General features: G+C 45.3%; 19 protein-coding genes. 7 read left to right on the top strand and 12 right to left on the bottom strand.

Annotated elements, in window-relative coordinates:
* Nucleotides 1-31 precede the first annotated feature (31 nt).
* The 3 genes from DFP76_RS12695 to DFP76_RS12685 are packed head-to-tail and all read left to right on the top strand — an operon-like array spanning nucleotide 32 to nucleotide 3,547.
* Nucleotides 32-1,297, top strand: coding sequence for a paraquat-inducible protein A (locus tag DFP76_RS12695; protein ID WP_113875002.1), 1,266 nt, complete (start codon nucleotides 32-34; stop codon nucleotides 1,295-1,297).
* A complete protein-coding gene (gene pqiB, locus DFP76_RS12690) occupies nucleotides 1,287-2,933 on the top strand; it encodes an intermembrane transport protein PqiB (protein WP_113875001.1) in 1,647 nt (548 codons plus the stop codon). Before DFP76_RS12695 ends, pqiB begins: the two co-directional genes overlap by 11 nt.
* 20 nt (nucleotides 2,934-2,953) lie before the next feature.
* Entirely contained in the window at nucleotides 2,954-3,547 is a 594-nt protein-coding gene (locus DFP76_RS12685; protein ID WP_113875000.1) for a PqiC family protein, read from the top strand.
* Nucleotides 3,548-3,597: 50 nt separating this feature from the next.
* On the opposite strand, the gene DFP76_RS12680 is transcribed toward DFP76_RS12685, so the two are convergent.
* Entirely contained in the window at nucleotides 3,598-4,515 is a 918-nt protein-coding gene (locus DFP76_RS12680) for a homocysteine S-methyltransferase family protein (protein WP_181799846.1), read from the bottom strand.
* Between the two features lie 159 nt (nucleotides 4,516-4,674).
* On the opposite strand from DFP76_RS12680, the gene DFP76_RS12675 reads away from it, so the two are divergent.
* A complete protein-coding gene (locus DFP76_RS12675; RefSeq protein WP_113874999.1) occupies nucleotides 4,675-5,322 on the top strand; it encodes a hypothetical protein in 648 nt (215 codons plus the stop codon).
* Between the two features lie 86 nt (nucleotides 5,323-5,408).
* On the opposite strand, the gene DFP76_RS12670 is transcribed toward DFP76_RS12675, so the two are convergent.
* Both DFP76_RS12670 and DFP76_RS12665 read right to left on the bottom strand, forming a co-directional pair.
* Complete coding sequence (locus DFP76_RS12670) at nucleotides 5,409-6,281, bottom strand: alpha/beta fold hydrolase (RefSeq protein WP_245931939.1); 873 nt, start codon at nucleotides 6,279-6,281, stop codon at nucleotides 5,409-5,411.
* 149 nt (nucleotides 6,282-6,430) lie between these two features.
* Nucleotides 6,431-7,720 (bottom strand): cation:proton antiporter, encoded by a 1,290-nt coding sequence (locus DFP76_RS12665; RefSeq protein WP_113874997.1) that lies wholly within the window; start codon nucleotides 7,718-7,720, stop codon nucleotides 6,431-6,433.
* A 271-nt stretch (nucleotides 7,721-7,991) separates the two neighbouring features.
* Between DFP76_RS12665 and DFP76_RS12660 the strand changes: the two genes are divergently transcribed.
* Entirely contained in the window at nucleotides 7,992-8,855 is an 864-nt protein-coding gene (locus DFP76_RS12660; protein ID WP_113874996.1) for an isocitrate lyase/PEP mutase family protein, read from the top strand.
* 110 nt (nucleotides 8,856-8,965) lie between these two features.
* Here DFP76_RS12660 and dapA read toward each other — a convergent pair whose 3' ends face one another.
* A complete protein-coding gene (dapA, locus tag DFP76_RS12655; RefSeq protein WP_113874995.1) occupies nucleotides 8,966-9,838 on the bottom strand; it encodes a 4-hydroxy-tetrahydrodipicolinate synthase in 873 nt (290 codons plus the stop codon).
* 351 nt (nucleotides 9,839-10,189) lie between these two features.
* On the opposite strand from dapA, the gene DFP76_RS12650 reads away from it, so the two are divergent.
* Nucleotides 10,190-10,807, top strand: a complete 618-nt coding sequence (locus tag DFP76_RS12650; RefSeq protein WP_113875058.1) for a LysE family translocator — start codon at nucleotides 10,190-10,192, stop codon at nucleotides 10,805-10,807.
* A gap of 90 nt (nucleotides 10,808-10,897) precedes the next feature.
* Here DFP76_RS12650 and DFP76_RS12645 read toward each other — a convergent pair whose 3' ends face one another.
* The 6 genes from DFP76_RS12645 to leuS form a co-directional block, all read right to left on the bottom strand.
* Nucleotides 10,898-13,516, bottom strand: a complete 2,619-nt coding sequence (locus tag DFP76_RS12645) for a cyclic nucleotide-binding domain-containing protein (protein WP_113874994.1) — start codon at nucleotides 13,514-13,516, stop codon at nucleotides 10,898-10,900.
* 26 nt (nucleotides 13,517-13,542) lie between these two features.
* A complete protein-coding gene (locus DFP76_RS12640; protein WP_113874993.1) occupies nucleotides 13,543-14,151 on the bottom strand; it encodes a flavin reductase family protein in 609 nt (202 codons plus the stop codon).
* Nucleotides 14,152-14,302: 151 nt separating this feature from the next.
* Nucleotides 14,303-14,986, bottom strand: a complete 684-nt coding sequence (locus tag DFP76_RS12635; protein ID WP_113874992.1) for a TIGR02466 family protein — start codon at nucleotides 14,984-14,986, stop codon at nucleotides 14,303-14,305.
* Between the two features lie 130 nt (nucleotides 14,987-15,116).
* Nucleotides 15,117-16,154, bottom strand: coding sequence for a DNA polymerase III subunit delta (gene holA / locus DFP76_RS12630; RefSeq protein WP_113874991.1), 1,038 nt, complete (start codon nucleotides 16,152-16,154; stop codon nucleotides 15,117-15,119).
* A gap of 24 nt (nucleotides 16,155-16,178) precedes the next feature.
* A complete protein-coding gene (locus DFP76_RS12625; RefSeq protein ID WP_245931938.1) occupies nucleotides 16,179-16,754 on the bottom strand; it encodes an LPS-assembly lipoprotein LptE in 576 nt (191 codons plus the stop codon).
* 3 nt (nucleotides 16,755-16,757) lie between these two features.
* Complete coding sequence (leuS, locus tag DFP76_RS12620) at nucleotides 16,758-19,205, bottom strand: leucine--tRNA ligase (protein ID WP_113875056.1); 2,448 nt, start codon at nucleotides 19,203-19,205, stop codon at nucleotides 16,758-16,760.
* A gap of 188 nt (nucleotides 19,206-19,393) precedes the next feature.
* Between leuS and DFP76_RS12615 the strand changes: the two genes are divergently transcribed.
* Entirely contained in the window at nucleotides 19,394-19,810 is a 417-nt protein-coding gene (locus DFP76_RS12615) for a zinc ribbon-containing protein (RefSeq protein ID WP_113874990.1), read from the top strand.
* A 20-nt stretch (nucleotides 19,811-19,830) separates the two neighbouring features.
* Here the strand turns inward: DFP76_RS12615 and lnt are convergent, their stop codons facing one another.
* Complete coding sequence (lnt, locus tag DFP76_RS12610; RefSeq protein WP_113874989.1) at nucleotides 19,831-21,417, bottom strand: apolipoprotein N-acyltransferase; 1,587 nt, start codon at nucleotides 21,415-21,417, stop codon at nucleotides 19,831-19,833.
* Nucleotide 21,418: 1 nt separating this feature from the next.
* Nucleotides 21,419-22,288, bottom strand: a complete 870-nt coding sequence (locus DFP76_RS12605; protein WP_113874988.1) for a CorC family transporter — start codon at nucleotides 22,286-22,288, stop codon at nucleotides 21,419-21,421.
* Between the last annotated feature and the right edge of the window lie 4 nt (nucleotides 22,289-22,292).

Here is a 22,292-nt window from a genome sequence, read left to right as displayed (position 1 = left end):
ATTTTTATGTTTGCCTTGTATGAGTCAAAGAATGTTTTCTGAACAGGTCACGGTTTGTGAGCAATGTGATCAGGTGAATCCAATGCCTGACTTGCAGAGTGGCGAACGTCTTCGTTGTACCCATTGTGACCATATATTGGTGAGTGTTCACGCTTATGCTACCCGTCGAATTTTGGCTTTTGGCCTGTCTTGCTTATTGATGTTGTTCTTGGCCATAAGTTTTCCTTTTTTGAGCTTTGCCACCAATGGGGTCGAAAGAAGCGTGACATTGGTGGACACTCTGACGGTGTTACTAGGGCAAGGTTACCTGCTTTTAGGGGCAGTGATTAGTTTGGCACTGTTTGTTTTTCCTTTGGTGTATTTAGGCTCTATTTTGTTTTTGGTGTGGAGTTTCCATCATTCTAATGTGTTGAATAAAGCACAGCGTTACTCTGTGCGATGGCTGCTGGTGGTGCAGCCGTGGTTGATGGTGGATGTCTTCTTAGTGGGTATTCTCGTGGCTCTGGTGAAGGTGAATAGCTTAGCGGATATTAAGTTAGGTCTGTCATTTTGGGCGTTCTGTGGCTACGTGTTGTTATTGTTAAAAACCGTTTCTTTGGTGGATAAGCGTTGGTTGTGGCATCAGGTGGCTGGTGCAGCGAGGAATCATAGTGTTGAGCAAGGTAACGCTCAGTCTCAAGGGCTGATTGGTTGCCATTTTTGTGGGGCGGTATTGTCCGATGAACATCGACACTGTCAGCGTTGTGGTCATTCAATTTACACTCGACGACCACGTAGCTTATCCACCACCTTGGCGTTATTGATCGCTGCTTTGGTCATGTATATTCCTGCTAATGTGTTTCCTATCATGCAAACCACCTTTCTTGGTAATACTGAGCCTTCCACCATCATGGGGGGAGTGTTTCTGCTCTGGTCACTGGAGTCATACCCAGTTGCATTGGTGATTTTGATAGCAAGTGTGGTGATTCCATTAGCCAAAATTGCGGCATTATCTTGGTTAATTTGGCAATGTTATTTCCCTAGTCGTCATTTAACCAAACAGAAAGTGAAACTGTATAGATTGACAGAATTGGTTGGTCGCTGGTCGATGATTGATGTGTTTGTGGTGGCGGTTTTAACCAGTATGGTGCAAATGGGAAATTTAATGGCCATTTACCCAGGCCCAGCGGTATTGTCTTTTACCTCTGTGGTCATACTAACGATGTTAGCGGCCATGTCGTTTGACCCAAGGTTGCTGTGGGACAGAGACAGGTACGCAAGTGATATATATAACAAGGGAGCAAAGCGTGAGCGATGATCTGAATCCAGTCGAGAATATGCGCAAGGTACGTTTTAATTCAATTTGGCTGGTGCCACTGATTGCTTTGATGGTGGCGGCTTGGATGTTGTATCAAAATTGGTCCAGTCAGGGGCCTTTGATTACCTTGGTGGCTGCTAACGCAGACGGTTTAGAAGTGGGTAAAACCAAGCTTAAATCCCGTAATGTGGATGTGGGTCGGGTCATTGATATTCGCTTAAGTGATGATTATGAAAATGCCGTGATTCAGGTTCGAATGAACCAAGGGACGGATCAAATGCTTAAGCAAGATGCGCAGTTTTGGGTGGTGAAACCACGCATCGGCAAAGAAGGGGTGAGTGGGTTAGGCACCTTATTATCCGGAGCTTACATTGACATGACACCGGGCGAAAGCGGGCAAATTCAAACTCGCTTTACGATTTTAGATCAGCCGCCTTTGGCTACGGAGAATGAAGGCATTCGAGTTAAGTTGGTGAGCGAAAAAGGTGCCACACTCGATGTGGGTGCGCCGGTGCATTTTCGTGGCTATGAAGTGGGCTACATCGAGAAAGTGGACTTTGATACTAGCCGCAAAGCCATTACCTATCAATTGGTCATTCGCTCGCCTTATGATGCTTTGGTCAACTCAGCGGTGCAATTTTGGGTAACGCCTGGGGTATCGTTTAAGAGTTCCGCCAGTGGCTTCGAATTCAGTTTGGATTCGTTAGAAACCTTCTTATCAGGCGGTATTTCTTTTGCTTTGCCAGACGGACGACCTGCTGGTGAGGCGGTGGCTGATCTGTCTGAATTTCAATTATTTGATTCGAAAGAAACTGCCGATAATCAGGTTTATGACGAGTACATAGAATATGTGTTTTTGTTTGATGCTAACCTGAGTGGCTTATACCCTGGCGCGGCTGTGGAGTTTCGAGGGGTTCGTATCGGTACGGTCATGGAAGTGCCTTTTAGTGGCATCTCTATGACCTCCTTATCCAAGCTGGATACTCCTGTAATACCTGTGTTGGCACGCATCGAGCCGCAGCGCTTAAACACCCCTGACATGCCCGATGTGATGTCATTGTCACAATGGGACGATATGTTAGAAGATCGTATGGACAAAGGCTTACGGGCGTCTTTGGTGATTGGTAATTATTTGAATGCTGCCAGGGTCATTAGTTTGGACTTTATGGACACGCCTTCGCCCATTCGCTGGCGTGAATTTGAAGGCTATGATGTGTTTCCGACGGCCCCTAACGCTCTTGCGAACATAGAGTCTAAAATTAGCTTGATGCTCGATAACCTAGCGCAAGTTCCCTTGCAAAAAACTTTCGAGCAATTGGGGAACACCATGTCAGAAGTCGACACGACCCTACAGCGCTTACAGCAAGTCAGTGACAGTGTGAGAAAGTTGATGGATCAGTCTGAGACACAACAAATCCCCGGAGATTTATCGGCGGCTATTCGAACCTTGAATCAAACGTTGGAAACCTACCAAGCAGACGGTTTGATTGGACAACCATTACGCCAAAATCTGGTGTCGTTAGATAGGGCGTTAAATGAGTTGCAACCTTTGTTACGACAACTGAGAGAAAACCCGAATCGATTGATTTTTGATAGTAAACCTAAAGTAGAAATACAGCCCAGAGCGGCGCAATAGTTAAAAGGTTAAAGCGATTTATGTTTGTAAGAATGATGGTCTTGAGTTTGATTACCAGTGTATTGGTGGGCTGTGCTAGCCCGACACCACCCAGTTATGAATACCTTTTAGTCGACAGTTCTAGTGATAAAGTAAGTGCCATAGCAACGGCGCCAATGCAGATCCAAATGATGCCGGTCGAGGTGGCAAATTATTTGTCTGGAAACGAGATTGTATTGGTCTCAAAAACAGGGGCAGTGCATCGTTCGCAAAGCCATCTTTGGGCGGAACCTTTAGCTCCTCAATTAACGCGATTAACCCAACAGCGTCTGGAGAAAAGCCTAAAGAATATTGCTTGGTATGCCAGACAGCGTTTGCCAAGTTATGCTATTGCTCAATTAAACATTGAAGTGGATCGTTTCTATGCGGATTTACAGGGGGGCGTGAACATTACGGGACGCTGGCAATTGAGGTCTGCGGAAGGAGAAATTTTGAAAACCCAGGTGTTTGATGTGACGGATTACCTTCGTTCTGACGGTTATTCAGCCTTAACTCAGACCCTCGCCAGTAACTGGATTAATCAGATTGTGGAGCCGATGGCAAAACAGATTGCCGAAGCGCTTAACACGCCGTAGCCTCTTCAAAAAAGTAGGCTAAATCACGTGATTTAGCCTACTGTACTGACTCAAGACTCGTGTTTTTGAGTGTATTCTTTAATGGCTAGAATGTGCTCAGGTCCAATGCCGCAACAACCGCCAATCAAGCTTGCGCCTTTGTTCTGCCATTGTTTAACCCAAGTTAAGTAAGCGGGCGGAGTAAGATCTTCACGCAACTCATCTAAACCGTCATTCGCCGTGGCATCTTTTGGCGTGGGTGGGAAGGCGTTGGCGTAAGCGCCGATCTCAATATCATTTGCGCCCAGTTCACTCAACAGCGACTGCGTCAATGCAATGGCTTCACCAATGATTTCTGGCTGGCTGCAATTAAACAGAATGGCATCTACGCCCAGTTTTTGCATCGCTTTCACTGCGTCGACAACGGTTTCACCTGAACGCAGCAAAGGCTCTGCCGTTTGCTCTGAATCTTCTAGAGTGAAGGATACCCAAATAGGCTTTTTGGCCGTGTCGATTTGTTCGATTAAAGCAATAACACGGCTGGACTCGTCGATCAGGCATTGGGTTTCTAATAGCCATAGATCCGCAAACGGTGCCAGTTCTTCGATGATGGGGGTGGCAATCTCAGTAACGCGATCGGCTTGGTAAAGGTCGGCACGGTACGAGCCAAATAAGGGTGCCACGGAAGCCGCTACTTGTACTTTATGGTCCGCTTCATCTGCAGCGTCACGAGCGAGTTTGCCAGATAAATGCGTCAGTTCACGGACACGTTGTTTAAATACGTCTTCGCCTATGTGAAAAGGCACCAGTGAATAACTGTTGGTGGTGATCACCTGAGAACCGCTGTTAATAAAAGACTGGTGGATGGCCTTCACAGTTTCAGGGGCTTCCATTAACGCGAGGGCAGACCATTCTGGTTGTTTAAAAGGAGCGCCAAGACGCGCGAGTTCACGGCCCATGCCACCATCTAAAATGGTAATGTTTGTCATAAAAAATCCTAGTCTACAGTTGAATATGTGGCGATTTTAGACGGATTTTATAACTTATCAATAGTTAATCTGTGATGTGATCATGATAAAAACCTTCCTTGTAATTGTATTGAAATTAAAATTTAATAAAGAACCAAAGGCGTTTTGAAGGAAGATAAAATGTTACCTATCTGGAAAGGACTAGGTTGGCTTGCTCCGGCCATTTTTATTACCGCCTTTGTGGACGTTCAAATGCTTGTGGATGGCGTGATGGGGGAGGATTTTTACCAACAAAATCGTTGGGTGAAACTCTTTTCTGTGGTGGCGGTGGCGTTGCTCGTCGCGGCTATTGGCTTGTGGCTTAATCTGCGAGATCGAATATGGCGAGTGCATTCGGAAACCGGCAAGAAAACTCGTCCTCCCGCTCATACCTTTCTATTTCTTCCTGTCGAAGTTTGGGCGGTTATCGTACCTTGTGTGTTTTTGGCGAATGACTACTTTCAGCAAGAACAAGCACACAAAACATTAGCGTATCTTGAAACGCCGCGGGTGAATGACATTTACTCGGTCGATTTTTCGAAAATTTTTCAGAATGAAGATCCGATATACAAGTACGGCACCATGATGGTAGTCACCGTAGAAGACAATCAGGTTCTTCTCAAAAGTAGTTCTCATGCTTACGATGGCAAACGAGGCGTGCGCAAAGATCTGAAACAGGGAGCAGCTGCGAACGCGTCTTATTACAATAACCAAGTTACTCAAATGAGTATTCGAGAGTTACTCGGTCATTATAAAGACGGCACCTTGTTTGCTGTTCATCGAGAGTGATGGTCGTGTTGAAGCCGTCTTCATACCATACCGCCTTCAAATAAAGACAATTTCCAAACGAGCGTCATCAGTCACCAAGTGTCATGTCAGAGCGAAGGTGACTGAGTGGCTAGAAAGCGTTTCATGCTTTCCATGACATTAGCAGGGTTGGTCATGTGTAGGCAGTGTCCTTTGCTTTCTATGATGTCTAATTGGTTATCAGGGATCTCGTTTGCCATGAATTCTGCGACGTTTAAGTTCACTAATAAGTCGTCTGAGCTCTGTAAGATTAAGCTGGGGCGATTGATGTGTTTTAACAAGTGGCGGTTGTCAGAGTAAAAACAGGCTTTGGCAAAGGGTAAGGAAAAGGTTACATCCATTGCACAGAAACTGTTTAGAAGCTCCCAAACCATGGATTCTTTCTCATCTGCCTGGGAAGCATCATCCGGTAACTCACTGCCCATAACGATCGGCGCGAGATATTGTCCCCAACCGAGATAATCTTGACTCATCAAACCAATCAAGCCTTCTAGGTCTTGCATATCAAAACCGCCAGAATAGTTGTCATCTATGTTGATAAAACAGGGCGATGGACACACCATGATATGATGAGAAATTAGCTCCGGGCGTTGTTGGTTAATAATCCAACCAATGGTTGCACTGATGGAGTGGCCAACAAAGATGCAGTCTTGAAGGTCAAAAGCATCGCAAATTTCAATAATGTCCTGAGCATAACCATCTAGGCAATTGTAACGCTCTTCTCGGTACGCTTGGCAATCAGAGGAGCCACAACCCACATAATCAAATAACACGATTTTATAATGTGGTGTTAACTGAGGGAGGAGAAAGCGCCACATGGTTTGATTACAGCCAAAACCGTGAGCCATTATCATGATCTTTTGGCCTTCACCCAGAATTTTAACGTTATTGCGTTTAGTTATTTCTGCTTGATCAAGAATCATCTTATGGTTACCCGACACAGCGTAAGATCCTTCTTAGTCATAAATTGTTATAGTTTGAGATCAATCCTAATATAACGTTATTCTAATACACTTAACCAGCCGTATTCGTCATATTGTTTATTTGGCCAATAAAAAAGACCTTTCGGTCTTTTTTATTCGTACCTTCCTTAGTTGTCAGAAGTCTGCTTAGCCGCTTCAATGCTTCTTTGAATTAAAGGCGAAATGGTTAGACCTTGTACTATGATAGAGAAAATGACCACCACATAGGTGATGATGACAATTAAGTCATGAAGGTCAAAGCCTTCGATCATGATTTCTTCCGAAGGGATCGCCGCTGCCATGGCTAAGGCAAGACCTCCGCGAAGTCCGCCCCAGGTTAGAATCTTAACCGAGTGTTTATCGTAATGACGGAATCGTTTGAAGACTAAATAAGGGCTGCCCACACTGATAAAGCGTGCTAACAAAACCACAGGGATCATGATTAATCCAAGCCCAATGACTTCCCACGAAAACGGCATGGTGACGATAAGCATGCCGATGATGAGGAACAGCAAGGCGTTTAAAAAACTGTCCGTGGCGTGCCAGAAGTCTTTCACATAGCGGGTGCCATCTGGACCACGACGTTTAATGGCTTTCTGACGGGTAATGTTGCCCAGTAAAATACCACTGGTTACCATCGCCAGTGCGCCTGAAATTTCCCAAATATTTGCTAAGGCAAAGCCTGCGGATGGAATGGTTAAAGTCACCAGTAGGCGGATATTAATGTCTTTACAGTTAATGATGACAAAGTGACCAACCACTGCAATGGCTAAGCCAAACACAATGCCGCCAATCGCGTCGACGAGAAACAGTTCTGCCACATCCGCAAAGTGCGCTTCGGTACCATAAAAGGCGACCGAAAAAATGGTGGTAAAGATCACCAAGCCAACCCCATCATTAAACAGTGACTCGCCTTCTACTTGAATGGAAATGCCTTGTGGCGCACTCATTTGTTTGATGATGGCAAGGACGGCAATCGGGTCCGTTGGACTGATCAGTGCGCCGAATAGCAAGCAATAAATTAACGGCACAGGGAAGCCCAATAGGCCAAAAATATAGAAGCTCAGGTAACCAACAATCAAGGTGGAAACCAAGGTTGAAAAGAGTACTAGAATGGTGATTTCCCAGCGTTGTTTACGCAGCGCCGTGAGGTCAATTTCTAATGCCCCTGCAAACAGCAGAAACCCTAACATGCCTTTGAGAAGCAGTTGATTAAAATCTATCCCCGCCACCACTTGGGTAATAAACAAGGCGGTTTGATCGCCAAGCATTTTTACCGCAAGGATCAAAAGTAGTGAAATAACCACTGAGCCAGTTGTGATGGCAATGGTGGTTTGCATTTTTAAGACATATTGGTTCGTAAAAGCGATAAAAACCGCTAAAGCCGAAAGAAAACAAATGAGATACCAAGCGTTCATTTGAGAACCTTATTTTTATCAATAGTTTTGAAGACAAGAATAGACGCATAGAGGAATGCTAGGCTGGTTATGTTAGCCCTTGGGATCAGTCGTGTCACGACATTCACTGCTTAAAAACTGATCTTGATCTAATTAAGTGCGGATTTAGGCAAAAATGTAGTAATTTACTTTCAAAACCTAACCAAATGGTTGGTTAGAGGTGAAGCAAATTCAGAAGCTCTGTATAATATGGCGCAATATCACTTTGTGACCGTTTTTAGGAGTAACTCTAATGGCAACACCTTCGCAGCATGATTTGCGTAATGATTTTCGTAAGCTACTACAAAGTGGCAAATGTTATTATACCGCTTCTACGTTTGATCCTATGTCAGCGCGTATTGCAGAAGACTTGGGTTTTGAAGTGGGTATCCTCGGTGGTTCGGTAGCCTCATTACAAGTATTGGCCGCGCCTGATTTTGCTTTGATTACTTTGAGTGAGTTCACGGAACAGGCGACACGTATTGGTCGTGTCGCACGTTTGCCAATCATTGCGGATGCCGACCATGGTTACGGTAATGCATTAAACGTGATGCGTACGATTGTTGAACTGGAACGTGCTGGTGTCGCGGCATTGACCATTGAAGATACCTTGTTACCAGCCAAATACGGTCATAAATCAACGGATTTGATCCCAGTCGAAGAAGCCGTGGGCAAATTGAAAGCGGCATTAGATGCTCGAATTGATCCAGCGATGAGCATCATTGCTCGTACTAACGCAGGCCAGTTAACAACAGAGCAAACCATTGAACGTGTGAAAGCGTATCAAGCGGTTGGTGTAGATGGCATCTGTATGGTGGGGATTCGTGACTTTGCGCACCTTGAAGAGATTACTCAGCACATTGATATTCCTGTGATGTTAGTCGCATACGGAAACCCTGAGCTAGCCGATCGCGATCGTCTTGCTGCCAATGGTGTTCGTATCGTAGTGAATGGTCATGCGGCCTATTTTGCCGCCATTAAAGCGACTTATGATTGTCTTCGTGAGCAACGTGGCATAGCGGAAGGCAAATTGAATGCTTCTGAGCTTTCTACTCGTTACTCCACCTTGGATGAAAACCGTGTTTGGGCGAACAAATACATGGACGTCCAAGAATAAGCGAGCTGCTGTCAGTTGGCGCCGCCAACGAGTAGATGATATGAAAAAGCCTGCAAATTGCAGGCTTTTGTGTTTCTGGATGCTTGTTGTATCCCGTCGACTTGGCGAGCTTAAATTAAGTTGATCGCTTCCATCGCCGCTTTGATTGTGGCTTTAGTACTGTCTTGTAATGCCACAATCGGTAGGCGGCATTCTTCAGTACATAAACCAAGTAAAGACATGGCGTATTTTGGGCCAGCTGGGTTTGGCTCAATGAATAACGCACTGTGTAATGCGAACAGTTTGTCTTGTAATCGTGCGGCTTCGACAAATTGACCTTGGCTGCATAGAGCGTGCAGTTCTGTCATCAATTTAGGGGCAATGTTCGCGGTGACGGAAATGCAGCCATTACCGCCACCAATATTGTACGCCACACTGGTAACGTCATCGCCACTTAGGTAGCTGAAAGGTTTATTAATCAGCGCACGTTCACGAATCGGACGGGTTAGATCGCCTGTGGCATCTTTTACACCGATGATTCTAGGCAGCTCTGCCAGTTTTGCCATGGTGTCTACATCCAGACCGACGATTGAGCGTGGTGGAATGTTATAGAGAATAATAGGAAGTTGGCTGTTGTCATGAACGTATTTGAAGTGTTCATAAAGCCCTGCTTGATTCGGACGGTTGTAGTAACCCGCCACATGTAGTGTTGCATCTGCACCAGCTTGATGTGCGTATTCAGAGTAGGTAACGGCTTCGACTGGGTTGTTAGAGCCTGCACCCGCTAAGACAGGAACCGCTTTGTTGGCTTCTTGCACGGTGATTTCAATAACACGCTTGTGTTCGTGTTCGCTTAACGTAGGGGATTCACCTGTCGTACCTACTGGCACTAAGCCATTGATACCTTGGTCTATTTGCCAGCGAACAATTTTTCGTAACGCGTCTTCGTCTAGTTGACCATCACGAAATGGAGTAATTAAAGCCGTAATCGCACCGTGAAACATGTTTTTGCCTCGTTTGTGTCGGTTGGCATTCTTGCTGAGAGTATTTGCTGCTTGAGCGAGGGGAGATACCGTCAGCGAGAATGCTGCCGGGTAATAATGAAATCTTAAATACGCACGTCAGCATCGCAAAGCTTGTAGGCTTTACGTTTATCGCCGTTGCGTTTATTCAAGACAGTTAAGTTCATAATATAAAATAGATCGCTTTGTAAAAAGTCATTTTATCCTGACGTTTTTTGAGAAAAAGGTCAACACGATTTTTTTAATTTTTGAATTTAAAATGAACGTCGTTTTTTAACCATGGCTTGGTTAGAATACCGCTTTAAAATAACAATCGATGTAAAAGGTGAAAAAATGGATTTAGCCAGCTGGTTATCTTTGGTGGTGATTTGTGTCATGGGGGCCTTATCTCCTGGCCCAAGTTTGGCCGTTATTCTTCGTATTTCGGTTTCTCAATCTGCTTGGCACGGCGCATTGGCGGCGATTACTCATGGCTTAGGTATTGGCTTTTGGGCCTTTTTGACCTTACAAGGTTTGGCGGTGTTGATGCAGCGCTATCAAGAAGTATTCTCTGTATTAACGGTTCTGGGGGGATTGTACCTTGCTTGGTTGGGAATCAAGGCTTGGCGCTATGCCGGTATGTCCAATGATGACCGTATTGAAGCTGTGTCTTCGTCCTATTTTGAAGCGGCCCGAGATGGCTTATTAATAGCCTTAATGAACCCGAAAGCAGCGCTGTTTTTCCTCGCGTTATTTAGCCAAGTGATTCCTCACGAAATGACAGGCATGATCAAGTTTCAGCTTTGGTCTACAGTGGTGTTTATTGACAGCGTTTGGTATGTGATTGTGGCGTTGTTATTGGCTGGTGGCCCTGTACTGGCTTGGTTAAAGCGTCATATTGTCTGGGTTGATCGTGGTATGGGCAGTTTATTGATTTTGTTAGGTGCCAAAGTTGTATCCGGCATTTTCTAAGCGACTGTTAGATGATAACGCTGTATTGTAATCAGCATAAACGCTCAGTTCATCAACCGATGACTGAGCGTTTTTACCAAGTGGAATGAGTTATTTATTCTGGAAAATAAAGTCCGCATTCTCTAGCAGCTTTTTGCTCCATAAGTCATAGGCTTTTGGGGCAAGATGCAGGCGATCCCCTTCAAACAAGTTTTCTCTTATCTGGTTTTTCTTATCCAACAAAGTGGAGAATAAATCCACGTATTGCGTATTTGGACGGGTTTGCGCTAAACGTTCAATTTGGCGGTTGGTTTGTTCAATCACATCGCGCATTTTTTCACGAGTCGGACTGCATTTTATACTAATCAGTGTCACAGGAATGCCCGCCATATAGCGATCCACTTTTTGTAATAGCTCGATATAGAGCTCAACCACTCGGTTGCTGTCACAATGGTTGCCGATGTCGTTGTCACCAGCGTAGATGACCAATGAACGTGGTTTGTGAGGTAAAACAATACGTTCAAAGTAATACACACACGCTTCTAACGTCGCGCCACCAAAGCCGAGATTGATGCCATCTTTATCACGAAACTGCTCTTCAAATTCATGCCATAAACGCATTGTGGATGAGCCATAGAAGGCTACCGGCTGTTCTTTATACTCTTGATGAGAAAGATGGAATTCCAGCTGACGAACGTCTGATTCAAATTCCACATCAATTTGATTCAAGCTCATAACATTGGAGCGGTAGCCGCTTTTTGCACTGAAAATTGGGTATTGTCGGATTTCCTGAGATAACTCAATCGCTTCGTTTACATAGCCTTTGTATTCTTGCTGATACTCGATCAAGAAAGCATTCAATGCCGCTTTGTCGGTATAGTCTACTCGGCTCGACAGTTTGAATGCCGGTTTGATAACCACAGTATAAATATTGTGGTCGGCGCGTTTATCAAAGTTTGCCACGGCAATAGGCACGATCCAAGGTTCCTCTTCCCCCATGGAACCCGCAATTTCAAATGCATGAGGTAAGAAGGCTCCAGGAGAATGATGGGTATTAAAACTTTGCCCTTCTGGTGAAATCATCAATGGGAAATTTTGTTTTAGCGTGGTTTGAGACGCTTGAATAAACTCATCGTACTCTGGTGTCTCACGAGTTAAACCTTCCCAACTGCTGATAAAGATATTGCCGAATTTTTCATAAAAGTCATCTCGCCAAAATTCGCTGTCTTTACTGCGGCGAACGACGCGTTGACCTGAAATACCATACTCATTGTCAATGACCATAGAACCAATGAACTGAGCGTCCATGGAAAAACGAAAGCCATTTGGTAGACGGTTGGTTGGGGAGCCAAGTAAATGATTGTAGATGAAAATAGAACCGGCTTTTTTAGGCAGATTTTCCAGACCTTTAATCACGTAAGGGACTTGCTGGAAAGCTTGCTTAAAATACTCTGTGCCAAAACGTCTGGCGTCCAGAGCTGGGGTGTCCATAGGTAAGCTGTTGATGCCGTCATAGGCTGTTTGCAACTGGCGATAGAAGGCATTCTCTCGTTGTAAATCTTTTAAAATGTCCAAACACATGCCGGAGATGGTTCTTTCTAAGACACTGCCAAAATGCAGGCATTTGTACATGATGCCAAATGCTTCGTCTGTGGTAATGGCACTTTTTAACAGTTCACTGACTTTGTAAAGCGGTGAACTGACCGGTAAAAGTGCCGCATTTTGTTCAATAACATTACTAACCGCCAGTACTTCATCGTTGGCAATCTGTGATAAATAGCGCATTCGAGCCGCTAGTAAATGAGCACCGACTAGCCAGATTAAACGATACATGTATTTCACTGAGAACTTTTCGTTCTCTTTGAACAGAGTCATTAAATCATCCTGTTTGATGTATAAAATACTGCTGTCTCGAGATGAAATAATGGAAGTACGATTTTTCAATTGAGCGTTTGGTGTTGACCAAGCTAATACGGTGCCTGCTCTGGAAATAGAGCGCGTGGTAATGATCTCACCAGAATCCGTTTGATAACTCACCACCACCTTACCCTTGATCAAAAAGTAGAGGCCATCTGATGGTTGGTCTTGCTGGCACAAGATATCCCCTTGGTGAGCGAGCAAGATAGTGGATTTTTTAGCCAAGGCATGAATATCAGCTTGAGTGAAAGTGTCACAAAATGGTGCGTAGTTCAGCAGGCTAATTGCGTCTTTTAGGGCGTGAGTTTGTGTTTCAGCTTGAACCAACGGACGGGTTTCTTCAAACGCAAGGGACTCATTGGAAAAGAAAGGGCGAGTCTGGTTTTGAATATTGGTTAATACCGGTAACGATTCTTGATAGACAAACTGCAAGAAGGCATTGGCAAACCCTAGGTTGCTGTCTAAAAGCTTTTGTAATTTGACTAAAGGCCAGACCAAGAGTTTAGAGGACTTAGTCGCCGTAAAGGTGGTGGCGTATCGAGATGGATGACGAAACGCAGACCAGCCAATAGGTGACAGCTGTTGGCTGATGGTGCCAACGTTATAGGACTTGCCAGAGTCTTGTAAGGGCACAGAAATGGCCACTTCACCTGATAATAGAAAATAAATATTTTGTCCGATTTCGAACTGTTTGGCTAAGACCTCACCGGCCTTTAAGCTTCTGATATTGGCCAAATCCACAAGAGATGAATGCAGTTCCGGGGTTAAATCGGCCATGAATGGAAAAGCACTTAATTGTTTTGTCACGTCCATTATTATTACCTCTAATCAGTATTGCCCTAATCAGGACGTTTAATCGTCATGGTCTCACCTAACAAGGCATAATCGTTGCCACCCAATCGAGCGAGTGGGTTGAGCGACTTACTATTCACATAGGTACGTTCGCCTTTTTGCTGAATAAGTTCATCCTCAACGTACAGGTTCAGAATTTCCAGGTAGATGGCTTCAAAACGGGTTCCTGCTAAGCTATGAACATCAAACAGACGGCAGTGAAAAGCCACTTTCGCCGCTTTTATACGGGGTAAATTCGGTGCAAAGTCGGTCAGTTCTAAACCTGTTTTCGACACTTCAGACTCACCGTAAGTCAGGCTGGCAGCGCTGTCATTGACTTGGTTTACTAGTTCGCCACTGGGAATATGCAAAACACATTCCTTTTCGCGGAGTAAATTTCGCTTGGTATCTTTTAAGGTTTCTGGGTTTTTGTTGCCAATGGAGACAACCAATAAAGCCGGATCAGAAGAGAGAGAAGTGAAATACGAAAATGGGGCGAGGTTAAAAGAGCTGTCTTCATTCTTGGTCATGATCCAAGCAATGGGTCTGGGTATCACAGTTTGGGTGATCAGGTGGTAACGTTCCGTGCCACTAAGTTGATCAAACGGATAATGCATAACGCTCCCCAAGATGGTGAATGGTATTTTGTTAAATTACTACAAAACCCCATTGCTTGTGAATCGTTGCATAAAAACTTAACAAAAATCTTTATGGCTTTCCCCGTCAAATGTTGGTTGCTTGATGGGGAAAGTGGATGAGGAAGGAGAGTTAATACAATTCAATAATACTGTTAAACGCAATGACGACTCGGTCTTTGTCACCAAAGTAAGGTAGGGCGGAATGTTTTAAGTAAGAAGGGAACAATACAATCTGGCCTGCTACTGGAGTGAAATCCCAAACGCCATGTTGACCTAAATACGCAGTACCAGGGTCCGCATAATGTTCGGCATTAACACGAGGGTCATAAAAACGATTAACACCGCCCACATTCGACTGAGCCGCGTCACCTGGGTCGACGTAATAGATGCCACACCAAGAACAGTTTGGGTGTGAATGGGCATCATGGTAGCCGCCTTTGCCTGTTACGTGATACCAAGATTCAATAATATGAGCATCCGCTTGCGCATCCTCAGGCCAATGGGCTTGGTTTAAGCCACTTGCTACCTCTAATATTAACTCTTCAAGTTGACGCTTTGTTTCCATCAAGGTGGCATCCTGCTGATCAAGGAAATCCAATTGACTCTCGTGCAATGCGTGTTTTGCAGAAGGCGCCACTAAACTATCGATGGCGGTCTGTTGCTGTGCTTTTTGCTGATAAATCAGTGCCATCAAGTCGTCTTTCAGAAATTCATGATCTGGCATTTGCGTAACAAACAGCGGCGTTGTCCAGACATCCAGTTGTTCGATACTGTGTTCAGCGATGGGCTCTATTGAAAAGTCGGCGGAATTCATTGGTTCGTGTCTTATGCAAAGGTGAATGCTGGGCATCATATCAGGCTAACAAAATAAAGGAAGCGGCGGTTGTTCTATTATCTTATGTCTTTGTACCATTATTGATAGATTGCACTTTAGTTCGCGTAGGTTAAAACTGAGGGGGTAAGTCTAATTCCGTCATGGTGGGCTTGTAGCCGCAAAACATCATGACTAGGTTTCTAAGGCCGATTTCAAGGTCTGGGCCATCCAATCCTTTGACGCTTTTATCCATCAAAGCAAGGTAGTTTTGCATGTAAGGCAGGGTGACTTGATTGTGTCGTGACATGGCACTTTCATAAAACGGAATGCGTTTATCCCAAATTCTTTGATTTTGACAGGCTTGACGTAAACTGCTTGATGCCATGGCTTGCAATAGACTGACCAAAGTATTGGTTTCACGGTTAATTAGCCAAAGAATGATATTACTTTCAATGCCTTCGGCTAAAAGCTGGTTCAGACAATGTAAGGCGTCTTTGGCTTTTCCCATAAGCAAACGATCACTCAAGTCATAAATCGAGTATCGACTGCTGTCTGTGACGGAATCGATGACTTTCTCAGCATCAATTTTCGCGCCTGCACCATGCATCAAGGCAAGTTTTTCGAGCTCTTGTGACAAGGCTAAAAGGTTACCTTCACCTCGTTCACAGATGATAGCCGCCGCATCGCGAGATAGGGATAAATCAATGGCTTGCGCTCTTTGTTGTACCCAAGCCGGTAGACGGTTAGCGTCGATTGGCCAAATCTGTACAAATACGCCCTGTGACTCAAGCTGGCTAAACCATTTGGCTTTTTGAGTGCGTGCGTCCACTTTGGGCAAGGTCAGCAAAATGACATTGTCTTCGCTTAGGGATTGGCCCAATTGGGCTAACGCTTTGCTGTGTTTCTCTGCCATTTTGTCGATTTGAATGTCGAATAAACGACGGGAAGAAAACAGAGATAAACTTTGGCTTTCCAAAATGACATCTTGCCAATCAAACTGTGCATCGGCGACAAACCTTAGGCGTTCTTCGATTTGATGATGTTGCGCGGCTTTGCGAATGCTGTCAGCAGCCTCTTGGCACAGTAATACCTCATCCCCTGAAATAATATAAATCGGAGCCAGGTTTTTGTTTAGTTGAGCGGCAAGCTGATCGGCACGAACTTTCATAAGGTTGGTCTGCTGTCTCGCTGGTTACAGCGGAGCGTATCCTAGGTCGTACATAAGTTGTTTTGCCAAATCGGCATACATGTCTTTCATTTGTGCTTGGTTGTAAGATAGCTTGGCGCTTTCTTCCGCATCTTGGTTTACCAGCGTTTTATCGGTACTGATGTTACGAGGACCGTATAAGGATTTGCCGTCCGCTTGGCGAATGAAATAGGCACCAGCAAGGCGACGTTGTACTTGAGACACGTCGTTGGAACTGTTGCGCGCTAATTCTGTGTCGGAAGTACTGAGTTTATTGACCTTTAGCTCTAGGGTGTCGGCATCGGCTTGAGAAGCCTCTAGGATAATAACGCCCTGTTGAGATAGTACCAGACGCAATGCACGATCAAAATCCTCTGAGCCACTTTGAGAAGACAAGGTCAGCACTTTGAGTCTGTCTGGAAGTTGCACGGATCCTACGAGATGAAAACCACAGGCCACTAGACTCATAGCAAAGAAGGCAAGTAAAAAGAGACGAGTAGTGTGTTTGAAAGCGACTGTCATATCCATGATCTCTGTGCGAGTTAAGAAAATAGGGACGGCCATTGGCCATCCCAGTTGCATTGCTTAGTTTGCCACAATATTGACCAAACGACCGGGTACTACGATGACTTTACGTACCGTTTTACCTTCAAGGAATTTGGTGACATTAGGGTGTGCTAAGGCTTCTGCTTCAATGGTTTTGTTATCGGCACTGGCTGAAACGGTTAACTCTGCGCGTTTTTTGCCCAATACTTGAACCACAATCGTCAACTCGTCTTTTACCAAAGCGGCTTCGTCTAGAGAAGGCCAAGGAGTATCGACGATGTTGTCCGTGTTGCCTAGGTCCATCCAAAGTTGGTGAGCGATGTGAGGCACGATAGGAGACAACAATAAGATAGTGGCTTCTAGGGCTTCACGTTCAACGGCCAAACCAAGTTCAGACGTATCCTCGAACTTACTGATTTCGTTGCACAATTCCATCACAGCGGCAATGGCCGTGTTAAACGTCTGACGACGTTCGATGTCATCGGTGACTTTTTGGATGGTTTCATGAGTCTTACGGCGCAAGGCTTTTTGCGCACCGTTAAGAGCTTCGATGTTCAATTCGCCGACTTTGCCCGCGTTAACATGACGAAGTGACAAGGCCCATAAACGGCGTAAGAAGCGTGATGCACCGTCCACGCCTGCGTCATTCCACTCTAGAGACTGCTCTGGTGGCGCACTGAACATGATGAATAAACGCACCGTGTCGGCACCGTATTTTTCGATCATTTCTTGTGGATCAACTGTGTTGCCTTTGGACTTAGACATCTTAGTGCCGTCTTTGTTAACCATACCTTGCGTTAATAGACGTTTGAATGGCTCGTCAGAGTTCACAAGACCTGCATCACGTAGCAACTTATGGAAGAAGCGAGAGTAAAGTAGGTGAAGAATCGCGTGCTCTACACCGCCTACATATTGGTCAACTGGCAACCAGTAATTGGCTTCTTCCGTTAACATGGCATCTGTGGCATCTGGGCAACAGTAGCGAGCGAAATACCAAGAAGATTCCATGAAGGTATCAAAGGTATCGGTTTCGCGTTCGGCTTCTTCTCCATTAAACATAATGGCAGAGAAATCTGGGTTGTTCTTGATTGGCGAGTTTACACCGTCCATGACCACATCGGTTGGCAGTTCTACTGGCAATTGATCAGCCGGTACAGGCACAACAGAGCCGTCTTTTAAATTAATGGTTGGGATTGGTGTCCCCCAGTAACGTTGACGGCTTACGCCCCAGTCGCGTAGACGGTAATTAACTTTTACTTCACCTAGATTGCGCTCAGTCATCCAAGCGGCAATGGCATCGAAGGCTTCTTTAAAGGTCAAACCATCGAACTCACCTGAGTTACATAGTACGCCTTTGTTGGTGTAAGCCTCTGTTTCGATGTCCGCCGTGTCGTCGCCAACAGGTTGAATCACTTGTTTGATCGGTAAGTCGTACTTTTTCGCGAATTCGAAATCACGTTGATCGTGAGCTGGAACTGACATAACAGCACCAGAACCGTATTCCATCAACACAAAATTAGCAGCAAACACGGGAACAGCTTCACCTGTGATAGGGTGAATGACTTTAAATCCAGTGTCTATGCCTTTTTTATCCACGGTGGCCATGTCAGCTTCAGTGGTCGACATCAACTTGCTTTCCGCAATGAAATTAGCCAATTCAGGATTGGTTTCAGCGGCTTCTAAAGACAATGGGTGTTGTGTGGCAACAGCAACATAGGTCACCCCCATAACCGTATCTGGGCGTGTGGTGTAAACCGACAAACGGTCTTCTTTGCCTTCTACTTCGAAGCTGAACTCAAGACCTTCAGAGCGGCCGATCCAGTTACGTTGCATGGCTTTTACTTTTTCTGGCCAATCGTCCAACTGATCTAAGTCATTCAGTAACTCTTCTGCGTAATCGGTAATGCGGATGAACCATTGAGAGATTTCTTTTTTCTCTACCGTGGTGCCACAACGCCAGCAGCCGCCATCTTCTACTTGCTCATTAGCAAGAACGGTTTGGTCATGAGGACACCAGTTAACCGCAGCGGTTTTTTTGTAAGCTAAGCCTTTTTCGATTAGCTGAGTAAAGAACCACTGTTCCCATTTGTAGTATTCTGGTGTGCAGGTTGCGATTTCGCGATCCCAGTCATAGGCAAAACCTAGCTCTTTAAGTTGTCCTTTCATGTAGGCAACGTTTTCGGTTGTCCATTTTGCTGGTGCCGTTTTGTGCTTAATCGCCGCATTTTCTGCAGGCAAACCAAAGGCGTCCCAACCCATAGGTTGTAGAACGTTCTTACCTTGCATGCGTTGGTAGCGAGAAATCACATCGCCAATGGTGTAGTTACGAACATGGCCCATGTGGAGTCGACCACTTGGGTAAGGGAACATGGAGAGGCAGTAGAATTTTTCTTTATTGGAATCAGCGACGGCTTTGAAGACTTTGTTTTCGTCCCAAAAAGATTGTGCAGCTTGTTCGATTTGCTGCGGATTATATTGCTCTTGCATGATGTATGTTTTTCCCATGATCGACGTGAGGTTGGTAGACCTGTATTCTCTTTATATGTGATTGTTCAGCATTATAACGACCTAGCTCAAGATTAGGGAGCAAAGGCCAACAGAGTCTGAAAATATCCGCTATTTTATAGAGATGGCGCGCTAATTAGAAGGTGCATAGAGAAGGAGTTATGAAATCTATGAAAAAAGATCTGCAAAACAGCACTTCGGATTCCAATTTAGTCGAAGAAGCACGTAAAACATTGCAAGGTGCGAAGGATTGGTTGTTGGAAGACATGGCCTTAATGTCCGCTTATTGGCACGACAAGATGGGCTACACAGAAGCCTGGGTAGATGCCAATTGGCATCTGGTGTTAGACGGTGGACACGAATTAGTTGAGGAGTTGGATGAAAAGGAAGATGCCGCTTTACTCTGGCTTATTAATCATGTGAACAATAACCCAGTACCTCTAGAAGAGTGTCATGTCGCAGGCACACAAGTAGAGGCCGGCACTTATACTTGTATGTCATGTGGTCACTTGAATAAGCTGCCGCAAGCGCAAGCGTTGCCAACCTGTGAAATTTGCCATTACGGTTTAATGTCTTCACACGGTTAGACGTTTTAAGAGCAAAGGGCTTATGCGCTTTGCTCTTTTTGTGTCTGACGAGCCGAAGCTGTTTTGGAAAAGAGGTTGTTGAGATAGCAGAACAACGCCGCTAAACCGATTAAGGCTAGGGTCGGCCAAGGGCCCCAGGTGACATAAGGCGTACTGCCCGCAAAGGCTTTGGCGTTCGTCGTTAAGCTCGTTTGTTTGAATTGTGGGGCTTGAGCTACAATCTCACCTTGTTCATTGATCACTGCGGTAATGCCTGTGTTGGTGCCGCGAATCACATAGCGTCCGGTTTCTTTGGCTCGGAATTGCGCAATTTGCAGATGCTGCCAAGGGCCAAAAGAGGTGCCAAACCAGCCATCATTACTAATGGTGATCAATAGATCACTGTCGCGTACCATCTCACGAACTTGTTCTGGGTAAACGATTTCATAGCAAATAAAAGGCGCGATGCCCCATTCACCTACTTGTAAAACGGGTTGATTGTCATCGCCAGATTGAAAATTGGACATGGGCATGCCAAAGATGTCCAAAATAGGGCCAATATAATTGGCTAAAGGGAGATATTCCCCAAAGGGCACCAAATGTTTTTTGTAGTAAAGACCAAAACCATCGCCGGTTGCCCAAATGGCGTTGTAATAGTCTTTACCGCCTTGTACATCTGGAATACCGGTAATCAAAGTAGTTTTGGTGTCAGCCAGTTGTTGGCTGAAGTCCGCAAAATAGGGTTTGATTTGCGAATAGGAATAGGTCACGGCGGTTTCGGGCCAGACAATCAAATCACTGTCTAAATGCGCCAGAGTGGTTTGTTGGTAATAATTTAAGGAGCGAGCGGCGGTTTGCGCCAACCACTTTTCATCTTGTTTGACATTGCCTTGCACTAAGGTGGTTTTCAGGGTGCCAGTTTGCGTGACCCACTGACTTGGAAAGTAGTTCAAATAGGCAGCACCACCCCAACTTAATGCCAGGATTGTCATTAGCATGATTTGATTGCGTTGTTTTAGCACCAGACCGGCTAAGGTAGTGGCCGTTAGAACGACGACAAAACTGGTGAGCCAAATACCACCAATGGGTAGTAGCTCAAAAAGCCAAGTGTTTTCAACCGCATAACCGGGCAGCAGCCAAGGGAAGCCGGTAAATAAGACGCTGCGTCCTAGTTCTGCTAATAACAGGCTGAACATTACCCAAAAGCTAGCAGGCAGGGTTTTGAATTTATCTTGTAAGCGCCACCCCAACCAAGCGGCAAAGGCCCAAAAGGCACTTAACACAGCGATAAAACAGAAGGTGATCAGGACGGCGATCACATCACCGACTTGGCCATATTCAGCAATGCTGACAAAGACCCACGACACACTGGCGGCAAAGACCCCGAAAGCAACGGACGTGCCTCGCCATAATGCGGTTTTGGCAGTGGGGCTGGTAATGACCAAAACGGCGTAGAAAAATAGGCTAATAAAATAGCCAGGCCAAAAATGGAAAGGGGAGAAGCTGGTCACACCGATTGCGCCAGCGATCACGCCAATCAGCAAAGCGGCAGTCAGAGGTAAACGTGAGAAAAAGCGAGGAATTCGCCCCGCCATTGTATCGGTTGAATCGGGGCGAATGGCTGACATCTTAGTCTATCGTCTCTTCGGTAACAGATTTTGACACTTGGATAGTTTTCACGCGACGACCATCGGATTTCACGACTCTGAAGTCGAAATGATCAAAGCTGATGGTTTCATCACGTAGCGGAACGTGACCAAATTGTTGCACGAGAATACCACCAACGGTGTCAAACTCTTCTTCGTTAAGGTCGGCTTTGAAAAACTCGTTAAAGTCTTCAATGGTGCAAAGTGCTGGCACTAAATAGACACCAGCGTCACTGGTGACCTGAATGCCTTCATGTTCGAGTTTGTCGGTTTCGTCTTCGATTTCACCAACAATTTGCTCTAACACATCTTCAATGGTGACGAGTCCGGACACACTGCCGTATTCATCAAGTACCAGCGCCATATGGTAACGCTTGGTACGGAAGTCATTAAGTAAGACGTTTAGGCGCTTACTTTCTGGAATGAAGTTAGCAGGACGCAACCGAGCGAGAATGTCTTCGTTGGTGATGTCGCCATCTTTAAACAGCAACGGCAATAGGTCTTTGGCGAGTAAAACCCCTAAAATTTCGTCAGAATCTTCGCCCACCACAGGGAAGCGTGAGTGGGAAGAATCAATGACTTTGCGAATGGACGTTTTTGGGTCGTCTTCAGATTTGATGACCACCATTTGCGATGGTGGAATCATGATGTCTCTGGCTTGTACTTCAGACACTTCGAGAGCGCCTTCGACAATAGTGAAGGCATCGCGGTCTATAACGTCAGACTGCACAGCGGTTTCCAGAAGTTGAATGATGTCAGCACGGCTGCGCGGTTCATCATTAAAGGCTTGAAGGAAACGTTCAAACCAGGATTTATGTTGATCGTTGTTTAAGCTCGATCGGTCATCGCTCATTAGG

It is taken from the genome of Marinomonas aquiplantarum, from assembly GCF_003314975.1.
Lineage (GTDB): Bacteria > Pseudomonadota > Gammaproteobacteria > Pseudomonadales > Marinomonadaceae > Marinomonas > Marinomonas aquiplantarum.
The sequence above is the reverse complement of the archived record's forward strand: the minus strand, read 5'-3'. Positions and strand labels throughout refer to the sequence as shown.

Bases quoted from the DNA above. Each gene is read 5' to 3' on its own strand.
- DFP76_RS12640 (WP_113874993.1), bottom strand. From the start codon at position 14,151: ATGCATTATCCGTTTGATCAACTTAGTGGCACGGAACGTTACCACCTG.
- DFP76_RS12685 (WP_113875000.1), top strand. From the start codon at position 2,954: ATGTTTGTAAGAATGATGGTCTTGAGTTTGATTACCAGTGTATTGGTG.
- DFP76_RS12635 (WP_113874992.1), bottom strand. From the start codon at position 14,986: ATGAATTCCGCCGACTTTTCAATAGAGCCCATCGCTGAACACAGTATC.
- leuS (WP_113875056.1), bottom strand. From the start codon at position 19,205: ATGCAAGAGCAATATAATCCGCAGCAAATCGAACAAGCTGCACAATCT.
- DFP76_RS12680 (WP_181799846.1), bottom strand. From the start codon at position 4,515: ATGACAAACATTACCATTTTAGATGGTGGCATGGGCCGTGAACTCGCG.
- DFP76_RS12665 (WP_113874997.1), bottom strand. From the start codon at position 7,720: ATGAACGCTTGGTATCTCATTTGTTTTCTTTCGGCTTTAGCGGTTTTT.
- DFP76_RS12695 (WP_113875002.1), top strand. From the start codon at position 32: ATGTTTTCTGAACAGGTCACGGTTTGTGAGCAATGTGATCAGGTGAAT.
- holA (WP_113874991.1), bottom strand. From the start codon at position 16,154: ATGAAAGTTCGTGCCGATCAGCTTGCCGCTCAACTAAACAAAAACCTG.
- DFP76_RS12660 (WP_113874996.1), top strand. From the start codon at position 7,992: ATGGCAACACCTTCGCAGCATGATTTGCGTAATGATTTTCGTAAGCTA.
- DFP76_RS12645 (WP_113874994.1), bottom strand. From the start codon at position 13,516: ATGGACGTGACAAAACAATTAAGTGCTTTTCCATTCATGGCCGATTTA.
- lnt (WP_113874989.1), bottom strand. From the start codon at position 21,417: ATGTCAGCCATTCGCCCCGATTCAACCGATACAATGGCGGGGCGAATT.
- DFP76_RS12675 (WP_113874999.1), top strand. From the start codon at position 4,675: ATGTTACCTATCTGGAAAGGACTAGGTTGGCTTGCTCCGGCCATTTTT.
- DFP76_RS12615 (WP_113874990.1), top strand. From the start codon at position 19,394: ATGAAAAAAGATCTGCAAAACAGCACTTCGGATTCCAATTTAGTCGAA.
- DFP76_RS12650 (WP_113875058.1), top strand. From the start codon at position 10,190: ATGGATTTAGCCAGCTGGTTATCTTTGGTGGTGATTTGTGTCATGGGG.
- DFP76_RS12605 (WP_113874988.1), bottom strand. From the start codon at position 22,288: ATGAGCGATGACCGATCGAGCTTAAACAACGATCAACATAAATCCTGG.
- DFP76_RS12625 (WP_245931938.1), bottom strand. From the start codon at position 16,754: ATGCAACTGGGATGGCCAATGGCCGTCCCTATTTTCTTAACTCGCACA.
- dapA (WP_113874995.1), bottom strand. From the start codon at position 9,838: ATGTTTCACGGTGCGATTACGGCTTTAATTACTCCATTTCGTGATGGT.